This is a genomic window from Thermocrinis albus DSM 14484 (assembly GCF_000025605.1).
GTDB lineage: Bacteria > Aquificota > Aquificia > Aquificales > Aquificaceae > Thermocrinis > Thermocrinis albus.
Map to the genome: position 1 here is coordinate 213,076 of NC_013894.1, position 21,661 is coordinate 234,736.

Below are 21,661 nucleotides of genomic sequence, written 5' to 3' on the forward strand. Positions count from 1 at the left end.
TTATACTACGCCGTAGATACCTCTCAGGTTTCTGCCTTCCTCATCCCAGTCAAGACCGTAACCTACCAGAAACATATCCGGCACCTCAAAACCTACGTAATCCACATCTACGTGTACCTTTCTCCTCGGTTTCTTATCCAAGAGGACGCATACCTTCAGATCTGCAGGTTCACGCAACCTAAGGAGTTCCACTATCTCCCTGAGGGTGTAACCTGTATCAAGTATATCATCTACCAGCAACACCTTTCTGTTTTTTATGTCCACACTCAGATCCTGTATGACCCTTACGTTCCCTTCACTCTCCTGAGAAGATCCATAACTGGAGACCCACATAAAGTCCACCTGCACAGGGATCTCCATAAAGCGTATCAGGTCAGCCACAAAGATGAAGGAGCCCTTCAGAAGCCCCACCACCAAGAAGGGTCCCCCCATATCTCGCTGTATGCGTTTAGCCAGCTGGCGTACCCTTGTCTTTATTTTCCTTTCAGGTATGAGGAGTTTCAACGGCCTGCCCTTTATACTGGGAGTCTTCTCCATAGTCGGAACCCCCTCTTAAGAAGATTTAAAATCCGCCTTTTATCCATCAGGATAGAAGGCTGCGCGGTAAAGGCTTTAAACACAAAGGCCCAACCCCTCTTAAAGTCTCCAAAACGCAGACACACGTCACCCACATGAAAGGTAAAAGCCGGCACATACTGTACAGGTATTCTACCCACATAATCCTCGTAGATCTTGAGGGTAACTGTGTATAGCTTTATGTTCTTATAACTGTTTCTGTGAGGATGATCCCTTATCATAACGGTGTCTGTGTCCACTATCTTTATTTTCAAACCGTTTACAGCACTTCTGAGGAGTAATTCCCAGTCCTCTCTATGTAGGTATTCGTTTCTATAACCCAGAAAGGCATTTCTTCTGAAGGCACAGGCAGAAGGGTAGCCCACCTCTCCACCAAAGAGGAGAAGAAGGGGATCTTTGGGTATTTTTTTATGGGATCTTCTTATAACCCTCCCCTCACCATCCACAAAGGTGCGCGGCACAGAGTAAAGCACCTGCGCATCTTCCAACAGGGACAGCATACGAATCACGTGGTCTTTGTCCCAAAGATCATCGTGATCCAGAAAGAATATAACATCACCGGAACTTATCTCCACACCTAGGTTGCGAGATAAACACCTCTCCTGTCGGTACTGGTTTCTGTAATACACCACAGGGTAAGAACTCACTATCTTGGATGTGTTATCGGTGGAGGCATCATCCACCACAACCACCTCCACGGGATAAGTTTGAGCCAGAGCGGACTCAATGGCTCTGGCCACAAAGTTTTCACCGTTATAAACGGGAATAACTACAGATACCTTCACTTCTCTAAGATGGTCTCCTCCACCTTCATACCGAAGTGTCTGCCGGCTTCTTCCACATAACCTAAAACCTCGTCTCCTTCCTTGAGTTCCACCACCGACACAGGATTACCATCAGGTTTGACCAATCTTATAGTTTCTGCGTTTTGGAGAATAGCACTCACCTTTTTACCGTTTACCTTACCCTCCACCAGAAGCATGGGTCTTCTCTCCACCTTAGCCCTTCCCACGTAAACGACCCTTCCCTTACCTGTGTGGTCATATACCATAACCTCATCTCCCGCTTTAAGCTCACACAGGTAGCGCGTTCTGTTTTCCGGAACTCTTATGTACATATGAACGGCACCTGCGTTCACACGGAAAGGTCTTGACGCCACGTAAGGGTTCTCTTCTGTCTCGGCATGTACCAAAAACATACCCCCCGAAGAGTTACCCACCAACATGCCCTCTCCCCTCTTCAGGAGAGACGTGGTGTCTACGCACACCCTGTCTCCCAGTCCGAGGGGTAGCACCCTGGTTATGCGCACCTTCACCAGAGGTATGGTTTCCTCTTCCTCTTCCAAAACTCTGGCCACTTTTCTCACCAGATCTGGATCCGAGGTTCTCAAGACCACACCCTTGACCCCCTTTTCCAGAATCTTGATGGCTGTCTTGGCCTGCTCTTCGTTTCTCACAACGGCGTAAAGCTCCTCCCTTTGGGCTATAAGGTTCTCAAGGGGTATAATGGTCCAGTCGGTGGTCTCCACCACCACCTTAACATGAGGCGCGAACTTGGCGGCACGCTCCTCATCCTCTTTTCCCTTTATGAGAACATACACGTAGTCCTCACCTTCTTTGAGATCACCTTCCGGACCTGCCACCAGGATCCTACTGAGTTTTTTGACCTCTTTCACATCCTCTGGTTTTGAAAGCACCAAAACTTTGGCACCGGCTTCTATAGCCGCGGTTACCACATTTTTGTCGGGCACATCTGGCCAAACCCACAGTTCCTTCATAGAGTTTTAGTATACCACCAGCTGGTGTGGTACAGGAGGTAGTCTCTTCAGCTTAGCTTCGATAATCTTCTGGGAATACTGTTGGAGGTAGTAGGCTATAGTCTCCACCCTTATCCTCACACTTCCCGAAGGTTTTGTCTCGTCAAGCTCACCAAACTTGAAGAACATAGTTCCCGAACTTTCCACAATACGCTGAACGGGGGTGAAGGTAGGTTGGTCCATGCCGCACTCGTAGGAGGAGAGCCTTATCACGGCGGTTATCCAGGGAAGTCTACTACCGAACTTGGCACCCCATATGATCTCGTTGGTATTAGAACTGTACGAAGAAGTCCACACATCGGAGATGTCAAGGGGATGTCTTATTCTTCCTTCTTCCACATCTTTTCCAAAGAGCCAGTTCAAAAGCCAATCCTCCAGCGGTAGGTAGTTGTACCATAACACCGGATATCCCAGTAGCTGAAATTCTGCATCTATCTCATGGCCTATACCCGGATCCATGTGGTACGGTCTTGCTAAGATCAGAACGGCGGGCCTGTTGTTGGTGGTGCACCATCTTATAATTTTCAAGGAAAGCTCTCTGGCCTTTCTGTCAAACTCCCTAAGGGCTTTGAAGCCTTCCTCAACGGCCAGCTTAACTTCCTCCATCGTTATATCCTCAATTGCAGAACGTAGGGCTCGGTAAAGATACAGGGGCAGAAGTTCTGGCTCACCGAAGGGGACGAAGGGAGATACGTACCTTATTCCTCTCTTTGCAAACTCATCACCCTCCCGTAGAAAGCCTGCCTTTATGTTCTCAGGTGCCATCATCACCCTCGTACAGGACAAGGTGTCCTGAACATAACCCTTTAGGAAGGAGGGAAGGGAGTATATCATGGGGACCACCAGTAAGTTTATGTCCTTATGAAGTAACTCTCCTATATGTCCGGCAAGGGCTTTTACCGGATAACAGCTGTCCATCGTTACTCTACCTTTACCGTAGGTTCTGTACTGCTCCTCCGAAGTCTCCGAGCTGAAGACCACCTTACCCACTCCAAGACTCTGGAAAAAGGCTGTCCAGAAAGGTGCTGTTCCCCACACGTTCAGGAACCTGGGTATACCTACCTTAACCCACTCCCTGCTTTTCCTTTCTGTACCTGAAGGCCTCCTTTTTAACAAAGTGAGCGACGTTAGGAAACTCATTCTGCACCCTCCTCAATCTCTCTTTTATAACGGCCAGCTCTCTTTCATCCTCCACCAGTCCTTTGGGACATGCGTTACCCACAATTAACCTTATCCATCCTTTTTCGAGAGGTACCTGACTCCATTCTCTTCCCTCGCCATAACCTACATCTACGTCTATGAAGGTTCTCTGACAATGGATGGGACACCACCTGCAGACGGTACGTGAGTCAGTGGTGGCCCTGTAGTTGAGTTTCTCTAGAAGGGGGAAGCCACGAAAGTTGCTTTTGTTACCTCTACGGTAATACTCCAGTGCCAGAAGGGCTACACCCAGCGCACCCGCCTCTCCAGGGAAGGGATGCAGGTACACCTCAGCGTCTGGGACACGGGACGTTATAAAATCCACCTGCGCCTTCACCACCGCCAGATTACGGTGAGTGCCACCCTGAAGTATAAACTTTCTGCCCACCTGAGCCAGATTGTTGATGTTTCCCGCATACACCCAAACGTTGAGGGGTAGAACGGCACACAGACCCGCCAGTATTTCCTCCGCTTTCCAGCCTTTTCTCTGTTGGTTTACTATGTCGCTCTGAAGGAAAACTCCACATCCCATACTGAAGGATGGTACAGCCTTCGCAGAAAAAGCCCTATCTGCTACCTCTTCCAGAGGTATCTGGAACCTTTCGGCCACACCCTGCAGGAAAGCCCCGTTTCCTGAAGAACACTGGGAGTTTAACCTGAAGTCTACAACGGAGCCGTTACGCAGTATCAGGATCTTAACATCCACACCACCCACATCGCATATACAATCAGCATCGGGGAAAAAGTGCAGCCCTGCGGTAGCATGCGCCACAGTCTCAACCACCGTTACATCAGCACCCAGCACACTTCCCATCAGGTCCTTGCCGTATCCTGTGACACCTAATGCCAGCACTTGAACATCGCCCATAAAGGCACGTATCTGACCGAAGATGGAGCGAGCATCCTCTATGGGGTTACCCTTGCTAAGGGTGTAGCAGGTGTAAACTACCTGACCCTCTTCAGAAAGGCACACAGCCTTAGCACTGGTGGAACCAAAGTCACATCCCACCACTATCTTGTCAACCTTTTTAGGTGTAACACGAGAGAAGCTGCTGCTGTACTTCTTAAGAAAACTCTCTAACTCCTTGGGAGACCTCACGAGCCCACCTTTACCTTCCTTCAACTTCTGCTGGTACTGACCTTCCTCCACCCACCAACGGAGTTTTTCTGTACCCTGATAAACACCTCCTTCCTCTTCCATGGCGGTCAGAACACATCCAAGGGAGGCGTAATACAGAGAGTTTTCGGGAACTACCACCAGCTCTTCCATCTCCTGATCGCTGAAGTCTCCTACACCTCTCTCTTTCCAAAGTCTCTGTAAATGTACCATCCAAGCCTCCCTCAGGCCTCTGAAGAAGAGATTAGGGCCCCCCAACAGCAACACCTTAGGATAAGGTGTGTTACCTTTTGTAAGCTGCGTAAGGTTTTGGTAAACTACAGCGTCAAAGAGGGAAGCCATAACTTCTTCTACCGGCACACCCGCCTTTATGAGGGTGTTCACATCTGCCTCTGCAAAGATACCACACTTGGAACTCACCCTGTGAATACTGTAACCTTTGTATCCCATATACATAAGTTTCTCAGGGGGAATACCCAGTTTTCTCGCCGTTTTCTCTATAAAGGTACCTGTCCCTCCTGCGCAGGCGTTCTGCATAACCACCTGTTTCGTCCTTCTTCCGTCTATTTCCCTTATGAAAACCGCCTTCATATCCTCACCACCTATCTCGCTGACGAACCTAACATCAGGATGGAGCTTCTCCACCGCTGTAGAAACCGCCACAACTTCCTGCAGAAACCTGCCCCCCACCAAGGTGTGTATGAAACTCGCCCCAGAGCCTGTAAAATAGACCCTGTCCTTACCAGGACTGAGATGGTATTTCTCTTCCAACCTAATTAAGAACTCCAAAACCTTCTCTGCAGTGTGAGTGTTATGGCGTTCGTAAGCTTTATCCAAGATGTTACCGTTGTCGTCCACGAGGACATACTTACATGTGGTACTTCCCACATCTATACCCACTATCATCTTCTACCCCTCATAAGTTGTGCCACGTGATACACGTAATTGGCAGCTGTCCCAACAAAACCGTAACGAGGTACGTGATAGGTGGCTCTCCTTATATGAGGGTTATCCTCCTCAAATTCCCTGATCCTCTCCAAGGTAAGACCAGTCATCTCCAACACTTGGTAAAACTCCTCCTTAGCTCTTTTCTTAGCCTCCGTGAGCACCATCTGACAACGGGAGAGAGCGTGGACCTCTGCGTCACCTTTTACCTCTATGGGTGCATAGAGCAGGTGAGGATAATCAGCCAAAACCTTTGCCATGGCACCCACCGACATAGTGTTGGGCAAACATCCGTAAGGTGACAGTTCGCATATCATATGAGCCTGTTTGTGTTTTAGAGCGTACAGAGCCTTACCTATCAGCATGTGTCCTTCACCACCTGTGAGGCGGTAATGAAAGTAAGGTTCCGCCAAACGGCGCAGCTCTCTCTGGGAAGGCAGAGGGTTTGGAATGTTTCCAAGAGCCTTTCGGAGTCTGTCGTAAGTTCTTCTATAAAGATAGGCCACCAAAGTTGCCACCGTCTTCTTGAGGAAATAACCCTTCACGAAGGGTTTCGCATCCTCTAGCTTAAAGATCTCCATATGAATCAGATAATCCATCCACACGGCTACAGGCGGAGGTATGACCTCAGCCCCCTCCCTCTCCAACCATCTTTTTATATTGTAGTTACCTTCACCTTCGTGGGTCTGAAGCCAGAACTCTCCCGTTATCTTCACCTTTGGTTTGGGTTGGAGTCTGTCCACCTCCACCTCGTCCCAAAGCTTCTTAACCTCTTTCAAAGCCTTTGTAAAGTAATCGGTAAACAGATGCCACAGAAGATTTCCCCACTTTTTACCCCTCAAAGGTCTGTTTTTGAGGGCCTCGTAGAGGATTTGGATGCTCTCCTCCACCACCTTATCGGTCTTTCCCTGCTCCTTTTCGTAAGGTCTCGTGCTGTACTCCATATCGGTTATGAGATCTCCCAAGAACATACCCATGAAGAGTCCCAGCGTCAGGGGCGTGTTTATCTCCAGACCACCCCCTTCCACCGCCTGCTCCATACGCATAAGATCCAACAGGTACATTCTGAACTCTCTCAGATTAAGTCCCTCAAGGACCCTCTCGTAGGATTCATGATACTGCCCGAACCTGCAGGGCCCACAAGCACCTACAGTGACAAAAACGTAGTTCTCCTTCACCCCATCTTCCCCTTCTTCTTTCTTAAGAGTTTCCAGAGTTCTTGCCAAGTTACCCGCTGTAAAAGTGGTGGGGCAGCACGCACCTACATCTACAAATTCCTTACCTATATCCAAATCCTTCCTCTCTATCTGAGGTAACGGCTTAGCTCTATAGCCCATATTCTCAAGAGCTCCCTGCAGTAATCTCTCGTGCTTCCAGGTAAGACCTCCGTACAGAAGGGTAACCTTGGATCTCTCCTCCTTCCTGAAAGGCCTTGGTCTGTATGCCAGATAATCCTGCTGTCCTCTCATGACTCTCCCCCTGACGTTTTTACCATAAATTTACCGGGTGTTGGAGGGATGTAAGATGATTTTAATCATTCACAGCAACGTCTCCTTTTAAAGAGGAAAACCAGAATCAGTAGGGCTGTCACAGAGATAACAAGATACTCCATAGCCTGTAGATTCCTACACCCGCCATCCAAGCAATCAAAAAGCTGTACGCCAGAAAGAGGAGGGCAAATCTACCTCCTGCTTCTCTTTTCAACACAGAAAAGGTTCCCAAACAGGACATATAGAGGAGCATAAACACCATAAAGGCCAAAGCCGTGGGAGGATCCATCACACGGGACACCGCTTGTCTCAGTGGAGAGTGTTCCTCCTTCACTTCAAAGACTTTGGGGACAGGACTCAGGAGGTTTCTCCCGGCCTCTTTAAAGGCGCTCAACAGTGCCACTCCTTGTTCCTCAAGAGCTTTCCATGGGTCTTCTAACTCTCTACTTTCTTCTTCCACCGCGTATATGGTGGCCATGGAACCTAACACCACCTCTCTTGCCATAAAAGCTGGGATGAGAGAGGTGGTTATCCTCCAGTCGTGTATTCCCATAGGTTCAAAGATGGGCAGCAGCACCTTTCCTATGTGAGCGGCCACACTGTCCTCCACCTTACTGACTCCTACCGGTAAGTGTAAGAGGGACCACACCACCACCGCCACCGCCAAGATGAGGGTTCCAGCCCTGTAAAGGAAGTCTTTAACGTGTACCCATGTGATGCGTAAAAGGAGCTTGAGGGTAGGAAGCCGGTAAGGTGGTAACTCCATAACAAAATGGGTCAAACTTCCCGTGTAAACCAGTTTCTTTAAGACAAAACCCGTTACAATAGCTGTCATCACGCCCATCAGATAGAGACCTAGCATAACGAGGACGGGAGATGGAAAGAAGAGGGTTGCAAAAAAGGAGAAAACCACCAAGCGTGCAGGACAACTCATGAAAGGTATCATGGCCAGTACCAACATCTTATCTCTTTTGGTATCAAGAGTACGAGTAGCTAAAACAGCAGGCACGTTACATCCAAAACCCAGAAGAAGAGGTATCACACCTTTACCGTGAAGACCTATTCTGTGCATAAAACGATCGGTGAGAAAAGCTACCCTTGGTATGTAACCGGAAAACTCAAGAAAGGACAGAAGAAAGAACAGAGATGCTATGAGGGGAACAAAGGTTAGTACAAAACCAACTCCACCCACCACAGCTTCCGATAGGAAACTTCCCCAAAAGCCATTCCCCACATACCTTTTCACCAACGGTCCCAGAAAGTTTTGGAAGAAACCGTCCAGCCAATCCATAAAGGGTGAAGAAACGTCAAAGGCCACCTTAAAGAGAAGAAACATAACAAAAACAAAGAACACGGGTCCCATTACAGGGTGTAACACTATCCTGTCAAGGGCTTCCGTGATGTCCTGTGATACGGTAGACCTTCTCTTCACCACTTCCGTGTAGAGGCCGTGGGCAAAACCCAACCTTCTGTCTCTCAGTTCCTGATCCTGGAGAGGAGTTCTCAGGTAAGGCAATGGGAAGGGGCGGAGGTCACTTTCTATAGCTCTCACTACAGCCTCCAGAAGATCCTTTACACCCTCACCTTTTCTACCGTTGGTCTTCACTACAGGTAAGCCTAACAGCTCCTGCATTCTGGAAGTATCTATATCTATACCCAATCTCAGTGCCTCATCCCACATGTTGAGGGCTATCACCATCGGTTTCCCCAACTCCATGAGTTGTGCCGTTAAGAAGAGATCCCTTTCCATATTGGGTGCTTCTATGACGTTTATGATGAGATCCACTTTCTCCTCTTTCAGGAAATGGTAGGCTATCTGCTCGTCTTCCGAAACAGGTTCCAAAGTGTATATACCCGGTAGATCTACAAAGGTTATCTCATAATCACCGTAAAAGATCTTTCCCTCCCTTTTCTCTACCGTGACACCTGGCCAGTTACCCACCCGTAAGGTGGTCCCGGCGATATGGTTGAGAAGACTGGTCTTACCTACGTTAGGGTTGCCCACCAGGGCAACCAAAACTTTCTTCATGCCACCCTTACTTTACTTGCCACATCTCTGCTGAGTACAAGACGTGAGTTACCTAAACGTAACAGTATGACACGACCCACTCTCTGAAGTATGCGTACTTCCTTGCCCTTTCTCAAACCCATGGCCTCCAACTTTCTTATGACAGCATCCTCACCATCAAAACCCTCTACTCGCACGATGGCACCCACCGGGATATCCTCAAGACGCATCCTTGCCTCCTGTGGATATTAATATACAATCTCAAGATAATCTGTCAAGGGGTGACCTAAGTCATAATGGGAAGCTCTTTGGACTCATAAAATTTAAAGGCATGTGGCGTGTGGTATTTACGGGAGAGAGGCCCCACTACGAGAACGTCGCCCTAGACAGGATAATGTTGGATCTGAGAGGAGAGGGAAAGATACCCAACACTATAAGGTTCCTCAAGTTCAAGCCTGAATGTGTGCTGATAGGTTTTCATCAAGCTGTGGAGCAAGAGGTGAGATTGGAGTATGTGGAGAGAGAAGGTATACAGGTAGGAAGGAGGATAACGGGAGGAGGAGCCATTTACTTTGACGAAACCCAGATAGGGTGGGAGATCATAGCAGACAGAGAAAGTGTGGGAGGCGGAAACTTTGAAGAGATAACAGCAAAGATATGCAGAGGTATAGCTAGAGGGCTCCGAAAGCTGGGTATACCCGCCCAGTTTAGGCCGCGTAACGACATAGAGGTGGATGGTAGGAAGATTTCCGGAACAGGTGGTGTCTTTGAAGGTAACGCCTTTCTTTATCAGGGAACCCTTCTCATGGACTTCAACGTGGAAAGGATGCTCAAATCTCTCCAGATACCTGTGGAGAAACTCACCTCTAAAGGAATAAAGGCCGCCGAGGACAGGGTAGAGTGGGTAAAAAGATACCTGGGATATCTGCCCTCTGACGAGAAGATTTTCTCCGCCTTGTTGGAGGGACTTAAGGAGGAACTGGGCATAGAGTATAACTGGGGACATCTCACGCCGGAAGAGGAAAGTCTTTTGGAGAAGAACAAGGAGTACTACAGGAGTGAAGACTGGGTTTTTCACATAAGGAGAGCTCCCCACCAGATGCAGAGCCTTTACGGTATCTACAGGTGTCCCGGTGGTACCTTCCGTGTGTCGGTGCGCGTTGATCTAGAGAGAAACATCTTACAGCAGGTGAACATAAACGGAGACTTTTTCGTAAATCCCAGAAGACTGGTCTACGATTTGGAAGCGTACCTCAAGCACACTCCCCTTCAGGATGTGAAGACTAAGGTGGAGGAGTTCTTCAGCCAACGTCAGTGGGAGGGTCTTAACCTGACGGTGAACGACTTTGTGGAAGCTATTCTGTTTCCCATCAGAAAGGCTGAGGGACTGCAGCTGGGAATAGATAAAAAAAAACTTAACAACATAATAGCCAGCATAGGAGATGGCCTTATAGAGAACCTCCGTAAAGCAAAGGTGATGCTCCTCCCTTACTGTGCAAAACCCCGCTGGTGTGATTACCGACATCTAGATGACTGCGGTGAGTGTGGAGGATGCACGGTAGGAGACGCTTATAGGTTAGCCTACCAGAAGGGTATGATACCTATTACTATAACTTCCTTTGAACTGTTACGGGACACACTTCTATGGTGCGCCAGAAACGGATACACCTACATAGGTCACTGTTGTTACGAGTTTTTCGAAAAACGGTACGAGATATTCCAAAGGGCGGCACAGGAAGGAGCCAAGGGGGTTCTGTTGGATATTGTGGGTACCACTTGTTACAGTTTAGGAGTAGAGGAAGAGGAAAAAGCTTATCACGGTGAGTTCACTGTGGAGTTAGACCTCCTTAAAGAAGAGCTGTACAAAACGTTAAAGGTAAAGGAAGATGTGTGGGAGAAACCCAAGAGACAGAGCAGAACCTTCGATTTTTCCCCATACTTCCGTGACTTTGTTCCTACCTATTACAAGAAACCTAAGGCTGTGCCATCACCTGAGGAAGACAGAACGAGAACAGCTGTTCAAGAAGAGGTCTTTCTCGGCGAAGCTACCATAGAAGACAGAATAGTTAGCTCTTCTGAAGCCCTGGCTACCCTTGCCGACTGGATAAAGAGAGCAGAGAGACCAACCCTTGTGGTTGGTCCCCTTTTGGTGTGGGATTGGGGAGAGGAAGAACTACGACAGAAGGCTGAGGCTCTGCGTACACTGATAGAGAAGATACCCCACCTTAAGGTAAAGGTGCTGCCCGATTACAGACCCAAGTTGGGTAAGTACGACCCATCGGTGGAGATGGATCCGCCCAACCCTCATCAATGCGTGCTTCACGACAGAAACGATCTTACACTGCTGGTGGGTGTTCACTGTTACCGTACCGACTTTGTTATAAGGCTACTGAGAAAACACACACCCACCCGTGTTGTTACCCTCTGTGGACTTTACGGACATCCAACCGCTCACCTCTCGGTGAGCTTCACTGACGCAGAAAAGCTGTATTATCTTTCTCGACTACTCTGACATCTGTAGAGTCTGTAGCGGCCGTCAGGCTCGTAACCCTCCAGAAGGAGGGTACAGTTCGTTACAGTTTCCTTTGTTATAACGTAGCCATCCACCGCTGTACTTTCCGTAGTAGGCACGCACTTTCTGAGATAGAAAGGGACCGGCGATAACTCCGCCCTGTAAAAGTAAAGGGGAACATCCTCTTTACCAACAACTTTTAGAGCTTTTGACAAAAAGCGTTGTTTTTCTAAAACGCTTGCCGTAAAAAGAAGCATCAACAACAGAGCAGAAGCTAGAAAAAGAACCCTTTTTATATATCTGAAACTAACGCTGTTAGCCAAAAGGAGAGCTATCGGAGGATAAGAAAACAAGATGTAATGATGTAGTTTGTTTTTAGCCAAACTAAAGAAAACTATCACCCAGCCGGCCCACAACAGAAGAAACACGTGATTTTTCCTTATGTTTTTCACCACAGATGGGATCTTGGGTATGTAGAAGAGGAAGGCTACAGCCAGTACCACCAGATAGTAATAAAAGGGGTAAGGATGTATAATACGTTGTCCTGTAAAGCGCATTATGTTCTCTTCTACAAAGAAACGGTAAAGGTAGTAAAGTCCCAGCTTGTAGACCATCAGAAAGTACCAACTACCACCCAAGAGGAACAGTAGAAGAAGATAGCGCCAGTGTAGAATATTAAGGTCCCTCTTCCAGATTAGGGCCAAAGGCAGAACTAAAAGGAGAGCCACAGGTCCCTTGGTGAGGAGAGCTAAGGACAGGAGAAGGTGACCCATAAGGTATCTGCCAGAAAGGAAAAGGTAAAGAGATGAGAGCATAAAAAAGGTAAAAAGCATCTCTGGTACGAAGGCACGGGTCTCTATCCACATGTGGGGAAGCGTGGCAAGTATAACGGTGGCTTTAAGGGCGGTGTCTCTGTCGTAAAAGGTTGTTCCCACCTTATAGGTGATCCAAAGAAGCCCTATCCCAGAAAGACCCGAGACTAGCCTCAGAGAAAACTCGTTGATGCCAAAAGGAAGAGAGGTGAGAAGAGCCATCCAGTAAAGCATGGGAGGTTTCTCTAACCTAAGATGACAGTTGTAGAAAGGCAGAAGGTAGTCTTCTCTCACCAGCATATACCACACGACAAATGCGTTCCTACCCTCGTCCAAAGATGTGAAACTAAGGATCCAGTTTCCTACCACATAAAAGAAGAGTCCCAGAAGTAGTATCCTAACCATAGCCTGTGACACGTCTTACAAAGAGGCAAGAAGCTAACCCCAAGAGGGCACCCACCAGGACATCTAACGGGAAATGAGCACCTACGTATATCCTACCATAAGCTATGAGTAGAGCATACACTGACAGAAGCAGCCTTCCGTATGGACCAACACGAGGAAAAAAAAACAAGCCAGCATAAAGGCCATAGCTGTATCTCCGGAAGGAAAGGAACGGTGATACACAGGTTCTATTAGATACACGTCGGGTAATAAAGAGGCAGGTCTCGGTTGTCCAGTGAGTGTTTTAAGAACTTCCACAAGGAGGGTTTCCAGAGATAAGGTGAGTAGGAAAGTCCTTAAGTGTTTTCTCTGAAATAAAAGGAGGAAGGAAAGAGGGATCAGAAGTACCCAGCCCTTCCCAAGAAGATAGAAGTAGGAGAAAAAAGAATCCAACAGAGGATGCCTACTGTGGTTGATAAGGTAAAAGAGCTCCACATTTAGCGGTAAATCCTCAAAAACCATCAACTGTACACGTAAACTATCTTTCCTCTTTCTACACGTTCAGGAGTGAGGGTGGCTTTCTCGTTGCTCATAAAGGACACAAAACCCTCTATGAGGCCAGCAAAGAAGTACACGATGGGAGAGTCTATAAGGTTTTCACCCAATATAGCGTCGGTGAATATATCCTCTTCCACTACTATTTTCCCATCCTCACGTCTGATACTTTTGGCGAAGCCCAGCTGTTCCAGTATGGCACAGCTTCTTCTCAGAGCCTCCTCCCTACCCAAGACCTCCGGAAAATGTCCTATCAGACTCTCCAAAAGGCGAGGTCCTGACTGGCGCCCTGCATCTCGCATAACAGCTTTTGCTCCCTTGTCTCCTATCAGGGCTTTTACACCCTCCGCCATGTTCACTATGGCAAGAAGCAGTATATCGGGATCCACCATGGTGGATAGTATAACATAACATCTAACCTATCACGTCGTATTCCCTGGCGCGCCATCCGGCACCCAAAGATCTAGCAAGAGCCTCCGTTTTCTTAAGATCTACCCCTTCCACCCCTACCGCTGTCGCTATCACCTGAAAACCTTCCTCCAAAGCGGCTTTAATAAACTCCACCACCTTTTGAAAAGCGTGAGGCTGCGCTGGTCTACATACCCGCGCGTAGGTTTCTGGATCAGGAGCGTTCAAGCTCACTGACCACACATCCACCAGTCCCCTAAGTTCCTTGAGCTTCTCCCTAGGCAGGAAAGTGAACATAAGACCGTTAGTATCTACCCTCACCTTTCCACCTTTTGACTTTACGTAGGTGGCTATCTCTTTGAGAGCGGAGAAACGTAGCGTTGGTTCTCCGTAACCGCAGAACACCACCTCTTGGTAATTAGATGGATCCCCTATGGCTTTTATGACCTCCTCTACAGATGGATCTCTCGTCACCCACACCCAGTAACCTTTTACCGTGAAGTCTCTTTCTCTCTCCCTCTGACAGAAACTACAGTGAAGATTACATTTGTTGGTAAGGTTAACGTAAAGCTTGTTGTTGATGACGTAGACTATGGTGTCCTTTTTCTCCTCTGTATCAAGGCGGAAGAGTAGTTTGGCGTTATGGGACGTCATTCTGTCCACATCTTCCAGGGAGGTGTTGGGTATAAGCTGGGTTAAAACTTCGGCTGTGTACCAGATATAGGATGGCCTGTTAGGTCTTCCTCTCACGGGCTGAGGTGCCAGAAAGGGACTGTCTGTCTCCAGCAGTATCCTGCTGGTGGGTGTTTTCTTCACCACCTCCCTCAGGGAAGAGGCGTTGGGGTAGGTTATTATCCCGGAATAAGATATGTAAAAACCCATATCAACGCACGCCCGCATAAACTCATAGCTCCCCGTAAAGCAGTGGATGACCCCACCTACCTCGTAGGCTCTCTCCTCCCTGAGGATCCTAACGGTGTCTTGCTCAGCCTCCCTCGTGTGGATGACGAGAGGAAGACCCAGTTCTCTGGCTACCGCTATCTGCTTTCTGAACACATCCTCCTGCTTATTTTTGTGGGAGTAATTCTTGTAAAAATCGAGACCTATTTCACCTATAGCACGCACCTTAGGGTTCTTCTTAGCCAGATCCTTCAACCACTCTATGTCCTCATCTTTAACCTTGTCTGCTTCGTGGGGATGAAAGCCTATGGCACAGAAGACGTGCCGCTGTTCCTGTGCCAACTGTAGAGCTCTCTGAATGGTATTTCTGTCATAGCCTACCGTGATAAGATACTCCAAGCTGTCATCTTGTAGAGTGAGGTTCCTATCCTCCTCTTTCAGAAGGTCCAAGTGGCAGTGAGTGTCAATCATAAGATATTAAATATACTCTCACGTTCCCAGTTCCCTCACTAAAAGTTCTCTGAGAGCTTCCGGATCCAAGTTCCTGTAAAACTTCCCTCCCACAGCCACGGAGATCTCACCGGTTTCCTCAGACACTACCACCGCCACCGCATCACTCTCCTCCGATATTCCCAGAGCCGCTCTGTGTCTGGTACCGTACTTTTTGGGAAGGTCAGCTGTTCTGGAGAGAGGTAAAACACACGAAGCGTAAGCTATCCTGTCGCCCCTTATAACTACCGCACCGTCGTGAAGAGGTGTTATAGGTTCAAATATAGTGATGAGGAGTTCTACCGACACTATGCCGTCTATAGGAACACATCCTTCCACAAGACTCTCTATGTTCTGACCCCTCTCTATCACTATGAGAGCTCCTATCTGTCTTTCCGAAAGGAAACTGCAGGCTCTGACCACTCTGTCAATAACCCTCTCACCTACCGACTTACCTCCTGTTATTCGTGTGGTCTGTCCTAACCTGCTGAGGGCTTTCCTTATCTCTGGCTGAAATATCACCACTATGGAGAAGAGCCCCAGTGTCCAGAGTTTTTCAAAAATCCACGACATGGTTCTCAGATTCATAACCTCTGCAGATATCCACAGAACGGCCAGCAGGATGAGACCTTTCAGAATCTGCATACCTCTTGTTATCTTCAGAAAGTAGATGATGGCATACACAAATATAGAAACCGCCAGTATATCCAAAAGGTCCCTGTAGGTAAAGAGATGGTCAAAACTCATGATATGTCCTTATAGAATCAAGAACCGCCAAAAACTCCCTTGTAGGACCTACGTCGTGTACCCTAACCACACAGGCACCCATCGTTACAGCGTAGGCCAAAGCTCCCAAACTTCCGTAAAGGCGTTCTGCAGGCTGCGTTTTCTTTTTCAGAAGCCCTTCCAGTATAAGACCTATGAAGGACTTTCTGGAAACTCCCACCACGGTAGGTAAACCAAAAATCTTGAGTTCATTGAAACGCTTCAGAATCTCCACGTTGTGTTCCGGTAGTTTACCGAAACCTATACCCGGGTCCAGCAGAACAGTTCCTTTGTATCCCATCGCACGGAGAGAGGAAAGTCTATCACCAAACCACTCTATTATCTCTTGCATAACATCTTCGTAGACGATGGGCATACTCTTCCATTCCTCGGGTCTACCTTTGATGTGGCACATGATATAAGGACAGTGGTACTGGCTCACCACACGGAACATCTCTTCGTCAAAGGTTCCTCCACTTATGTCGTTTATGATGTCAGCGCCTTCCTCTAAACATATCCGTGCCACCTCAGCCTTGTAAGTATCTATAGATATCCACACGTTAGGTAGCTCTTTTCTCACCTCCCTTAAAACGGGTAAAACTCTCCTCAGCTCCTCCTCAAAAGACACCCTCTGAGAGCCCGGTCTCGTAGATTCTCCGCCTATATCAATTATCTCGGCACCTTCTTCTACCATTTTTACAGCTCTCTCTACCGCCTTCTTGGGTTCTGTGTACATACCACCATCGGAAAAGGAGTCAGGAGTTACGTTAAGAACACCCATTATAGCTGTCTTTATGCCCAGAGGAAGGATTTTTTCTCTGTATTGTAGACGGAAGGCCTTCTTTCTGTAACGTATGAGGCTCTCCAGTATCTCAGTGGCAACGTCTCTATTAGACTTTACCAAACATGAACAGAACTTCCTTATCTGGGCTTCTGTACCAGAAAGAGCATACCTGTCTTCGTTGTGAAAGATGTGCAAGCATGCCCACCGGGCGCATTCATGGATCTTCTGAGGGTCTATCTTCTCCTTCTCCAGGTAAATGACTCTGTTTAAACCTTCAAAGGACCTCTCCTCAGCCTCCCTGAAGAACACTCCCACTTTGTCCTTGAGGAATCTGTAAAAGGCATCCTTATCTCTGAACTCCCTTATAAGGATCATGTAGGTATTATATTTGATGTAAGGAGGGAAAAGTTATGGCAAGGCTCGTTAAGTTTACGGAGAAAGGTCCCTATAAGCTGGAAGTAGGAGGGGAGACCTACTACATATGTATGTGTGGTCTATCTAAGAACAAACCCTTCTGTGATGGGTCCCACAAGAGGACGAAGGACGAAGAGGAAGGGAAAATATACCTTTACGACGATAGCGGGAGAGTGGAGATAAGCTAAAATATTTATACTTTACTTTATGGCGGAGGCAAGGGGAAAACTCAGTAAGGCTCACAAAGCTGCCATCCTACTTATGGCACTACCTCCACAGATAGCTGTAGAAGTGATGAAAGAACTGAGCGAGGAGGAGATTCAGGAGGTACTGATACTAGCCACAAGCCTAGAGGGTGTCACTCTGAAGGACCTGGACGAGGTGGGCAAAGAGTTTCTTGAAGAATACAAGGCTACCAGCTTTCTGAGCCCTGATCTGGATGCACTCCTCGAGTTTGCCAGAAAGGTGCTTCCTCCTGAAAAGTTTGCCAAGATATACGAGTTCCTCAGTAGTTCCACCCTAATAAAAAGTTTCCAGGAGCTGGAAAGGGTGGACAATCGCTTACTGGCCAACCTTCTTCGATCTGAGCATCCCCAAACGATAGCTGTTGTGCTTTCTCAGTTATCCTACCAAAAATCTGCCGAGATACTGAAACTGTTACCGGACACGCTGCGCGTGGAAGTGGTCAGAAGAATGGCAACATTGGAGAATATATCACCCGAGGCTCTAGGGGAACTCATAGAGGTGATGGCGGAAGAGATAAGAGGCATGGGCGTCAGCGGTATAATGCAGAAGATGGAGGGAGTGCCCCTCGTAGCGGGTATCCTCAATTTGCTAGACAAAAACACAGCTGGTGGTATCCTGTCAAAGTTGGAGGAGGAAGACCCTTACCTTGCCGAGAAGATAAAGGAGAAGATGTTCACCTTTGAAGACATTAGAAAGCTGGACAACAGGTCCATAGTGGAGATTCTCAAAGCCGTTGAAAGAAACACGTTACTTTTGGCACTCAAAGGTGCGCCTGAGGATATAAAGGAGAAGTTTTTTTCCAACATGTCCAAAAAGGCCGCTGAGATCATGAAGGAAGATATGGAGGCCATGGGTCCTGTGAAGGTGTCGGAGGTGGAAAAGGCTCAGAAAGAGGTGGTGAGGATAATAAAGCAACTGGCAGACCAAGGTGTCATAGATCTCTCAGGGGGAGAGAGTTATGTCTGAGGATTTTGTCCCCATTCATCCTCTACACGCTGAAAGTACGTTCCAGACAGAACCGGAGGAGCACAGAGGGGATAAAGAACTTTTGGAGGAAGAGCTGATAAAGTGCAAAGAAGAGGTACAGCGTCTCACTAAGCTTTCCCAAGAACTTAAAAAGGATAAGGAACTTGCCCATCTACAGGTGGAGGAGTTGAGGGAGGAGGTAAATTTCCTGAAGGAACAGCTTCGGAAAGTAGGAGACCTAAACGTACTTGTGGAGAGATTGGGCAGTAGGCTCCGAGAAGAACTGTCTTTGTGTAGAAGACATCTGACCGAAGAGCTCCTATCCCTTGTGGAAGTTGTCGTGAAGGAACTGTTGATCACCGACGTGCTCCCCAGAGAGGAAGCCCTGTTAAAAGCCCTCTCATCTATCTTTGAGTCCTATGTAAAACTAAAGGGACGTTTGGTGATACATCTTAACCCCGCAGATGTTCCTGTGACAGAACCTTATCTGCGCAGGATGGTACAGCAGTTGGACGGTATAGAACTTCAGATAAGAGAAGACCTCCAGTTAATGAGGGGAGAGTTTGTCATGGAAACACCTCAGTTTTGGATAGAGAGACGGTACGAAGACCTACTTCAGGATCTTCTGGGGGAACTCAGAGGTGAGAAAGGTATTTAGGGTATACTCTCGTGTAACTAAGGTGAGCGGTGTTTACGTAGAGGCCTTCAACGTAGAGGGAGCTGTAGGAGACAGGGTCATTATAAAGACCGTGGATGGTGAACGAGAAGGAGAAATCATAGGGTTACACGAAGACAGGTGTATCATCATGCCCTTCGGTAGTATGATGGGTGTGAAGGTAGGAGACAAAGTGTTGATTACGGGGGAGAAAGTTCACACCTTTACCGGAGACAGAGTGATAGGGGCGGTGTTGGATCCCTTTGGGCGGAGCTTGACAGACGGAAGGGTGGTGGGTGAGGAGAAAATACGGGTGGACTTTGTTGACGTAAATCCATTGGAGAGAGAGAGGATAAGGGAAGTTCTGGATTGTGGCGTGAGGTCTGTAAACGCTCTCCTCACTTTGGGGAAAGGACAGAAGGTGGGAGTGTTCGCGGGTGCAGGTGTAGGCAAAAGCACCCTTTTGGGGATGATAACACGGTGGGCGCAGGTAGATGTGGTGGTACTCGCTCTTATAGGGGAGAGAGGCAGGGAGGTAAGGGAGTTTCTGGAAGATGTTTTGGGGGAAGAAGGGCGTCGTAGAAGTGTAGTGGTGGTGACCACTTCCGATCAGACACCTATTATGAAGGTTAAGGGAGCCATAAGTGCGGTAGCACACGCAAGGTACTTTGCTGGAAGAGGTAAGGACGTACTCCTCATCATGGACTCTTTGACGAGGTTTGCTATGGCTCAGAGAGAGATAGGCCTTGCGGCGGGAGAACCCCCAACTCTGAAAGGTTACACTCCTTCTGTGTTTCACATGTGTGCTAGATTAGTGGAGAGTTGCGGGAAGTTTGTAAGGGGAGGAAGCATAACGGGGATATTCAGTGTACTGGTGGAGGGAGATGATCTTCATACAGATCCTGTGGCAGACGCTCTTCTCGGGATGTTGGACGGACACATAGTCCTCTCCAGAAAGAGAGCCAGTTCAGGTCTTTACCCCGCTGTGGACCCGGTGAGGAGTTTAAGTAGAGTCATGCCTCATTTGGTGACGGAGGATCACATGCGCATGGCCCTCCACATAAGGGATGTTCTCTCTGTGTACGACGCCATGGAGGAGGTAGTCCATGTGGGTCTGTACCGACAGGGTTCCAATCCCTTTGTGGATAAAGTGATAAAACACAGAGATGAGATAAGATCTTTCTTCCATCAACCTGCAGAGGTAAAAGTGAGTTTTCAAGAAAGCGTGGAGGCTCTTAGGGAGCTTTACCGACTTTTGAGTTAAAATTCTTCCCTATGATTGACGTGGTGAGCTACGCAGAGGAGAAGGTAAATAGAGCGAGATCCACCCTCAGAACCCTTATGTCTCTTCCCACCGAAGTAAAGAACAGAACTCTCTTGAGAGCTGCTCAACTTATGCTGGAAAGAAAGGACTTTATAAAAGAGGCCAACGAGAAGGATATCCAGTATGCCCAAGAGGCCGGACTCTCACCCGCACTGATAGATAGACTACTCCTTAACGATAAACGTATAGAGGGGATGGCAAAGGTTCTTAGGGATGTGGCATCTCTCCCAGATCCCGTAGGAGAGATCACTCGCATGTGGACCTTACCCAACGGTCTGAGAGTGGGCAGGATGAGGGTACCTCTGGGTGTGGTTTTTATCGTCTACGAAGCACGCCCCAACGTCACTGTGGAGGCCGCATCCCTGTGTATGAAATCTTCCAACGCCATAGTTCTACGTGGTGGTAAGGAGGCTATAAACTCCAACAGGGCCTTGGTGGAAATTTTGAAGGAAGCCTGCAGAGAAGAAGGTTTCCCGGAAGATGCCATTCAGTTTATAGATATTCCTGACAGGGAGATAGTCTGGCACATCCTTCAGATGGAGGGTAAGATAGACGTAGCTATCCCGAGAGGAGGGGAGAGCCTTATAAGAGCTGTTGCCGAAAGAGCCCGTGTACCCGTCATAAAACACTACAAAGGTGTATGTAACATCTACGTGGACGACGAAGCTGATCTGGAAAAAGCCTATCACATCGTCTACAACGCTAAGGTTCAAAGGCCATCTGTCTGTAACGCTGTTGAAAATCTCATCATAAACAGAAAGATACTGCACAAATTCTTCCCTAAGATGGCCTACATACTGGGGAAAGCGGGAGTGGAGTTACGATGTGATGAGGAGAGTTTAGAGGTTATAAACTCGGACCCACGCCTTTCCTTTGTGAAGGCCAAACCAGCCGTGGAAGAAGATTACTACGAAGAGTTTCTAGATCTTATCCTGGCCGTCAAGGTGGTGGAGGATATAGATGAAGCCATAGCCTTTATAGAGAAATACGGGTCCAAACACTCGGATGCCATCGTAACAGAGAACTACAGCAAGGCCCTCAAATTTATCAGGGAGGTGGATTCTGCAGCCGTTTACGTGAACGCTTCCACACGGTTTACAGACGGCAACGAGTTCGGTCTAGGAGCAGAGATGGGTATATCCACCGACAAGATCCACGCCAGAGGCCCTATGGGTCTTGAAGAACTCACCATTCAAAAGTTTGTGATTTTGGGAGAAGGACAGGTAAGGGACAACTTCCGTGTTCCTTCCCATATCCTCAAAGAGTGGGACGGCTGAGGCTTATAATTAATACCT

21 protein-coding genes are annotated in these 21,661 nt (G+C 47.9%); 6 read left to right on the forward strand and 15 right to left on the reverse strand.

Going from position 1 to position 21,661, the window contains the following annotated elements:
* The 8 genes from hpt to THAL_RS01125 form a co-directional block, all read right to left on the reverse strand.
* Positions 1 to 537, reverse strand: a complete 537-nt coding sequence (hpt, locus tag THAL_RS01090; RefSeq protein WP_012991263.1) for a hypoxanthine phosphoribosyltransferase — start codon at positions 535 to 537, stop codon at positions 1 to 3.
* A complete protein-coding gene (locus THAL_RS01095; protein WP_012991264.1) occupies positions 516 to 1,361 on the reverse strand; it encodes a glycosyltransferase family 2 protein in 846 nt (281 codons plus the stop codon). The genes hpt and THAL_RS01095 overlap by 22 nt, the downstream gene beginning before the upstream one ends.
* Complete coding sequence (locus THAL_RS01100; protein ID WP_012991265.1) at positions 1,358 to 2,353, reverse strand: 3-dehydroquinate synthase II; 996 nt, start codon at positions 2,351 to 2,353, stop codon at positions 1,358 to 1,360. The genes THAL_RS01095 and THAL_RS01100 overlap by 4 nt, the downstream gene beginning before the upstream one ends.
* 6 nt (positions 2,354 to 2,359) lie before the next feature.
* The gene (locus THAL_RS01105) at positions 2,360 to 3,532 is read right to left on the reverse strand and encodes an acyl-CoA dehydratase activase-related protein (RefSeq protein WP_148209085.1); all 1,173 of its coding nucleotides are present in this window, start codon (positions 3,530 to 3,532) and stop codon (positions 2,360 to 2,362) included.
* Entirely contained in the window at positions 3,456 to 5,615 is a 2,160-nt protein-coding gene (locus THAL_RS01110) for a BadF/BadG/BcrA/BcrD ATPase family protein (protein ID WP_012991267.1), read from the reverse strand. The genes THAL_RS01105 and THAL_RS01110 overlap by 77 nt, the downstream gene beginning before the upstream one ends.
* On the reverse strand, positions 5,612 to 7,123 hold the full coding sequence (locus THAL_RS01115; RefSeq protein WP_012991268.1) for a hypothetical protein: 1,512 nt from the start codon (positions 7,121 to 7,123) through the stop codon (positions 5,612 to 5,614). Before THAL_RS01115 ends, THAL_RS01110 begins: the two co-directional genes overlap by 4 nt.
* Before the next feature lie 118 nt (positions 7,124 to 7,241).
* Entirely contained in the window at positions 7,242 to 9,173 is a 1,932-nt protein-coding gene (gene feoB, locus THAL_RS01120; protein WP_012991269.1) for a ferrous iron transport protein B, read from the reverse strand.
* On the reverse strand, positions 9,170 to 9,382 hold the full coding sequence (locus THAL_RS01125; protein ID WP_012991270.1) for a FeoA family protein: 213 nt from the start codon (positions 9,380 to 9,382) through the stop codon (positions 9,170 to 9,172). The genes feoB and THAL_RS01125 overlap by 4 nt, the downstream gene beginning before the upstream one ends.
* A gap of 101 nt (positions 9,383 to 9,483) precedes the next feature.
* On the opposite strand from THAL_RS01125, the gene THAL_RS01130 reads away from it, so the two are divergent.
* On the forward strand, positions 9,484 to 11,664 hold the full coding sequence (locus THAL_RS01130) for a lipoyl protein ligase domain-containing protein (RefSeq protein WP_012991271.1): 2,181 nt from the start codon (positions 9,484 to 9,486) through the stop codon (positions 11,662 to 11,664).
* On the opposite strand, the gene THAL_RS01135 is transcribed toward THAL_RS01130, so the two are convergent.
* The 7 genes from THAL_RS01135 to folP are packed head-to-tail and all read right to left on the reverse strand — an operon-like array spanning position 11,643 to position 17,136.
* On the reverse strand, positions 11,643 to 12,881 hold the full coding sequence (locus tag THAL_RS01135) for an ArnT family glycosyltransferase (RefSeq protein ID WP_012991272.1): 1,239 nt from the start codon (positions 12,879 to 12,881) through the stop codon (positions 11,643 to 11,645). The two genes, THAL_RS01130 and THAL_RS01135, sit on opposite strands and share 22 nt — an antisense overlap.
* The gene (locus tag THAL_RS08495) at positions 12,874 to 13,050 is read right to left on the reverse strand and encodes a phosphatase PAP2 family protein (RefSeq protein WP_281054481.1); all 177 of its coding nucleotides are present in this window, start codon (positions 13,048 to 13,050) and stop codon (positions 12,874 to 12,876) included. Before THAL_RS08495 ends, THAL_RS01135 begins: the two co-directional genes overlap by 8 nt.
* The gene (locus THAL_RS01140) at positions 12,984 to 13,382 is read right to left on the reverse strand and encodes a phosphatase PAP2 family protein (RefSeq protein ID WP_012991273.1); all 399 of its coding nucleotides are present in this window, start codon (positions 13,380 to 13,382) and stop codon (positions 12,984 to 12,986) included. Before THAL_RS01140 ends, THAL_RS08495 begins: the two co-directional genes overlap by 67 nt.
* Positions 13,382 to 13,807: a hypothetical protein gene (locus THAL_RS01145; protein ID WP_012991274.1), complete on the reverse strand. Its 426-nt coding sequence runs from the start codon at positions 13,805 to 13,807 to the stop codon at positions 13,382 to 13,384. The genes THAL_RS01140 and THAL_RS01145 overlap by 1 nt, the downstream gene beginning before the upstream one ends.
* 22 nt (positions 13,808 to 13,829) lie before the next feature.
* Complete coding sequence (locus THAL_RS01150; protein WP_012991275.1) at positions 13,830 to 15,194, reverse strand: YchF/TatD family DNA exonuclease; 1,365 nt, start codon at positions 15,192 to 15,194, stop codon at positions 13,830 to 13,832.
* An 18-nt stretch (positions 15,195 to 15,212) separates the two neighbouring features.
* Entirely contained in the window at positions 15,213 to 15,959 is a 747-nt protein-coding gene (gene cdaA / locus THAL_RS01155; RefSeq protein WP_012991276.1) for a diadenylate cyclase CdaA, read from the reverse strand.
* On the reverse strand, positions 15,949 to 17,136 hold the full coding sequence (gene folP / locus THAL_RS01160) for a dihydropteroate synthase (RefSeq protein ID WP_012991277.1): 1,188 nt from the start codon (positions 17,134 to 17,136) through the stop codon (positions 15,949 to 15,951). The genes cdaA and folP overlap by 11 nt, the downstream gene beginning before the upstream one ends.
* 35 nt (positions 17,137 to 17,171) lie before the next feature.
* On the opposite strand from folP, the gene THAL_RS01165 reads away from it, so the two are divergent.
* The 5 genes from THAL_RS01165 to THAL_RS01185 are packed head-to-tail and all read left to right on the forward strand — an operon-like array spanning position 17,172 to position 21,643.
* Positions 17,172 to 17,363 (forward strand): CDGSH iron-sulfur domain-containing protein, encoded by a 192-nt coding sequence (locus tag THAL_RS01165; RefSeq protein WP_012991278.1) that lies wholly within the window; start codon positions 17,172 to 17,174, stop codon positions 17,361 to 17,363.
* Positions 17,364 to 17,382: 19 nt separating this feature from the next.
* Positions 17,383 to 18,387, forward strand: a complete 1,005-nt coding sequence (fliG, locus tag THAL_RS01170; RefSeq protein ID WP_012991279.1) for a flagellar motor switch protein FliG — start codon at positions 17,383 to 17,385, stop codon at positions 18,385 to 18,387.
* Positions 18,380 to 19,045: a FliH/SctL family protein gene (locus tag THAL_RS01175; protein ID WP_012991280.1), complete on the forward strand. Its 666-nt coding sequence runs from the start codon at positions 18,380 to 18,382 to the stop codon at positions 19,043 to 19,045. The genes fliG and THAL_RS01175 overlap by 8 nt, the downstream gene beginning before the upstream one ends.
* Positions 19,029 to 20,306, forward strand: a complete 1,278-nt coding sequence (locus THAL_RS01180; protein ID WP_012991281.1) for a FliI/YscN family ATPase — start codon at positions 19,029 to 19,031, stop codon at positions 20,304 to 20,306. Before THAL_RS01175 ends, THAL_RS01180 begins: the two co-directional genes overlap by 17 nt.
* 20 nt (positions 20,307 to 20,326) lie before the next feature.
* Positions 20,327 to 21,643 (forward strand): glutamate-5-semialdehyde dehydrogenase, encoded by a 1,317-nt coding sequence (locus THAL_RS01185; protein WP_425598185.1) that lies wholly within the window; start codon positions 20,327 to 20,329, stop codon positions 21,641 to 21,643.
* Positions 21,644 to 21,661: the final 18 nt, after the last annotated feature.

Excerpts from the sequence above, each read along its gene's own strand:
- folP (WP_012991277.1), bottom strand. The coding sequence starts at position 17,136 with ATGATCCTTATAAGGGAGTTCAGAGATAAGGATGCCTTTTACAGATTC.
- feoB (WP_012991269.1), bottom strand. The coding sequence starts at position 9,173 with ATGAAGAAAGTTTTGGTTGCCCTGGTGGGCAACCCTAACGTAGGTAAG.
- THAL_RS01150 (WP_012991275.1), bottom strand. The coding sequence starts at position 15,194 with ATGATTGACACTCACTGCCACTTGGACCTTCTGAAAGAGGAGGATAGG.
- THAL_RS01135 (WP_012991272.1), bottom strand. The coding sequence starts at position 12,881 with ATGGTTAGGATACTACTTCTGGGACTCTTCTTTTATGTGGTAGGAAAC.
- THAL_RS01175 (WP_012991280.1), top strand. The coding sequence starts at position 18,380 with ATGTCTGAGGATTTTGTCCCCATTCATCCTCTACACGCTGAAAGTACG.
- THAL_RS01125 (WP_012991270.1), bottom strand. The coding sequence starts at position 9,382 with ATGCGTCTTGAGGATATCCCGGTGGGTGCCATCGTGCGAGTAGAGGGT.
- THAL_RS01110 (WP_012991267.1), bottom strand. The coding sequence starts at position 5,615 with ATGATAGTGGGTATAGATGTGGGAAGTACCACATGTAAGTATGTCCTC.
- THAL_RS01100 (WP_012991265.1), bottom strand. The coding sequence starts at position 2,353 with ATGAAGGAACTGTGGGTTTGGCCAGATGTGCCCGACAAAAATGTGGTA.
- THAL_RS01145 (WP_012991274.1), bottom strand. The coding sequence starts at position 13,807 with ATGGTGGATCCCGATATACTGCTTCTTGCCATAGTGAACATGGCGGAG.
- THAL_RS01140 (WP_012991273.1), bottom strand. The coding sequence starts at position 13,382 with ATGGTTTTTGAGGATTTACCGCTAAATGTGGAGCTCTTTTACCTTATC.
- cdaA (WP_012991276.1), bottom strand. The coding sequence starts at position 15,959 with ATGAGTTTTGACCATCTCTTTACCTACAGGGACCTTTTGGATATACTG.
- fliG (WP_012991279.1), top strand. The coding sequence starts at position 17,383 with ATGGCGGAGGCAAGGGGAAAACTCAGTAAGGCTCACAAAGCTGCCATC.
- THAL_RS01130 (WP_012991271.1), top strand. The coding sequence starts at position 9,484 with ATGTGGCGTGTGGTATTTACGGGAGAGAGGCCCCACTACGAGAACGTC.
- hpt (WP_012991263.1), bottom strand. The coding sequence starts at position 537 with ATGGAGAAGACTCCCAGTATAAAGGGCAGGCCGTTGAAACTCCTCATA.
- THAL_RS01165 (WP_012991278.1), top strand. The coding sequence starts at position 17,172 with ATGGCAAGGCTCGTTAAGTTTACGGAGAAAGGTCCCTATAAGCTGGAA.
- THAL_RS01115 (WP_012991268.1), bottom strand. The coding sequence starts at position 7,123 with ATGAGAGGACAGCAGGATTATCTGGCATACAGACCAAGGCCTTTCAGG.
- THAL_RS01105 (WP_148209085.1), bottom strand. The coding sequence starts at position 3,532 with ATGAGTTTCCTAACGTCGCTCACTTTGTTAAAAAGGAGGCCTTCAGGT.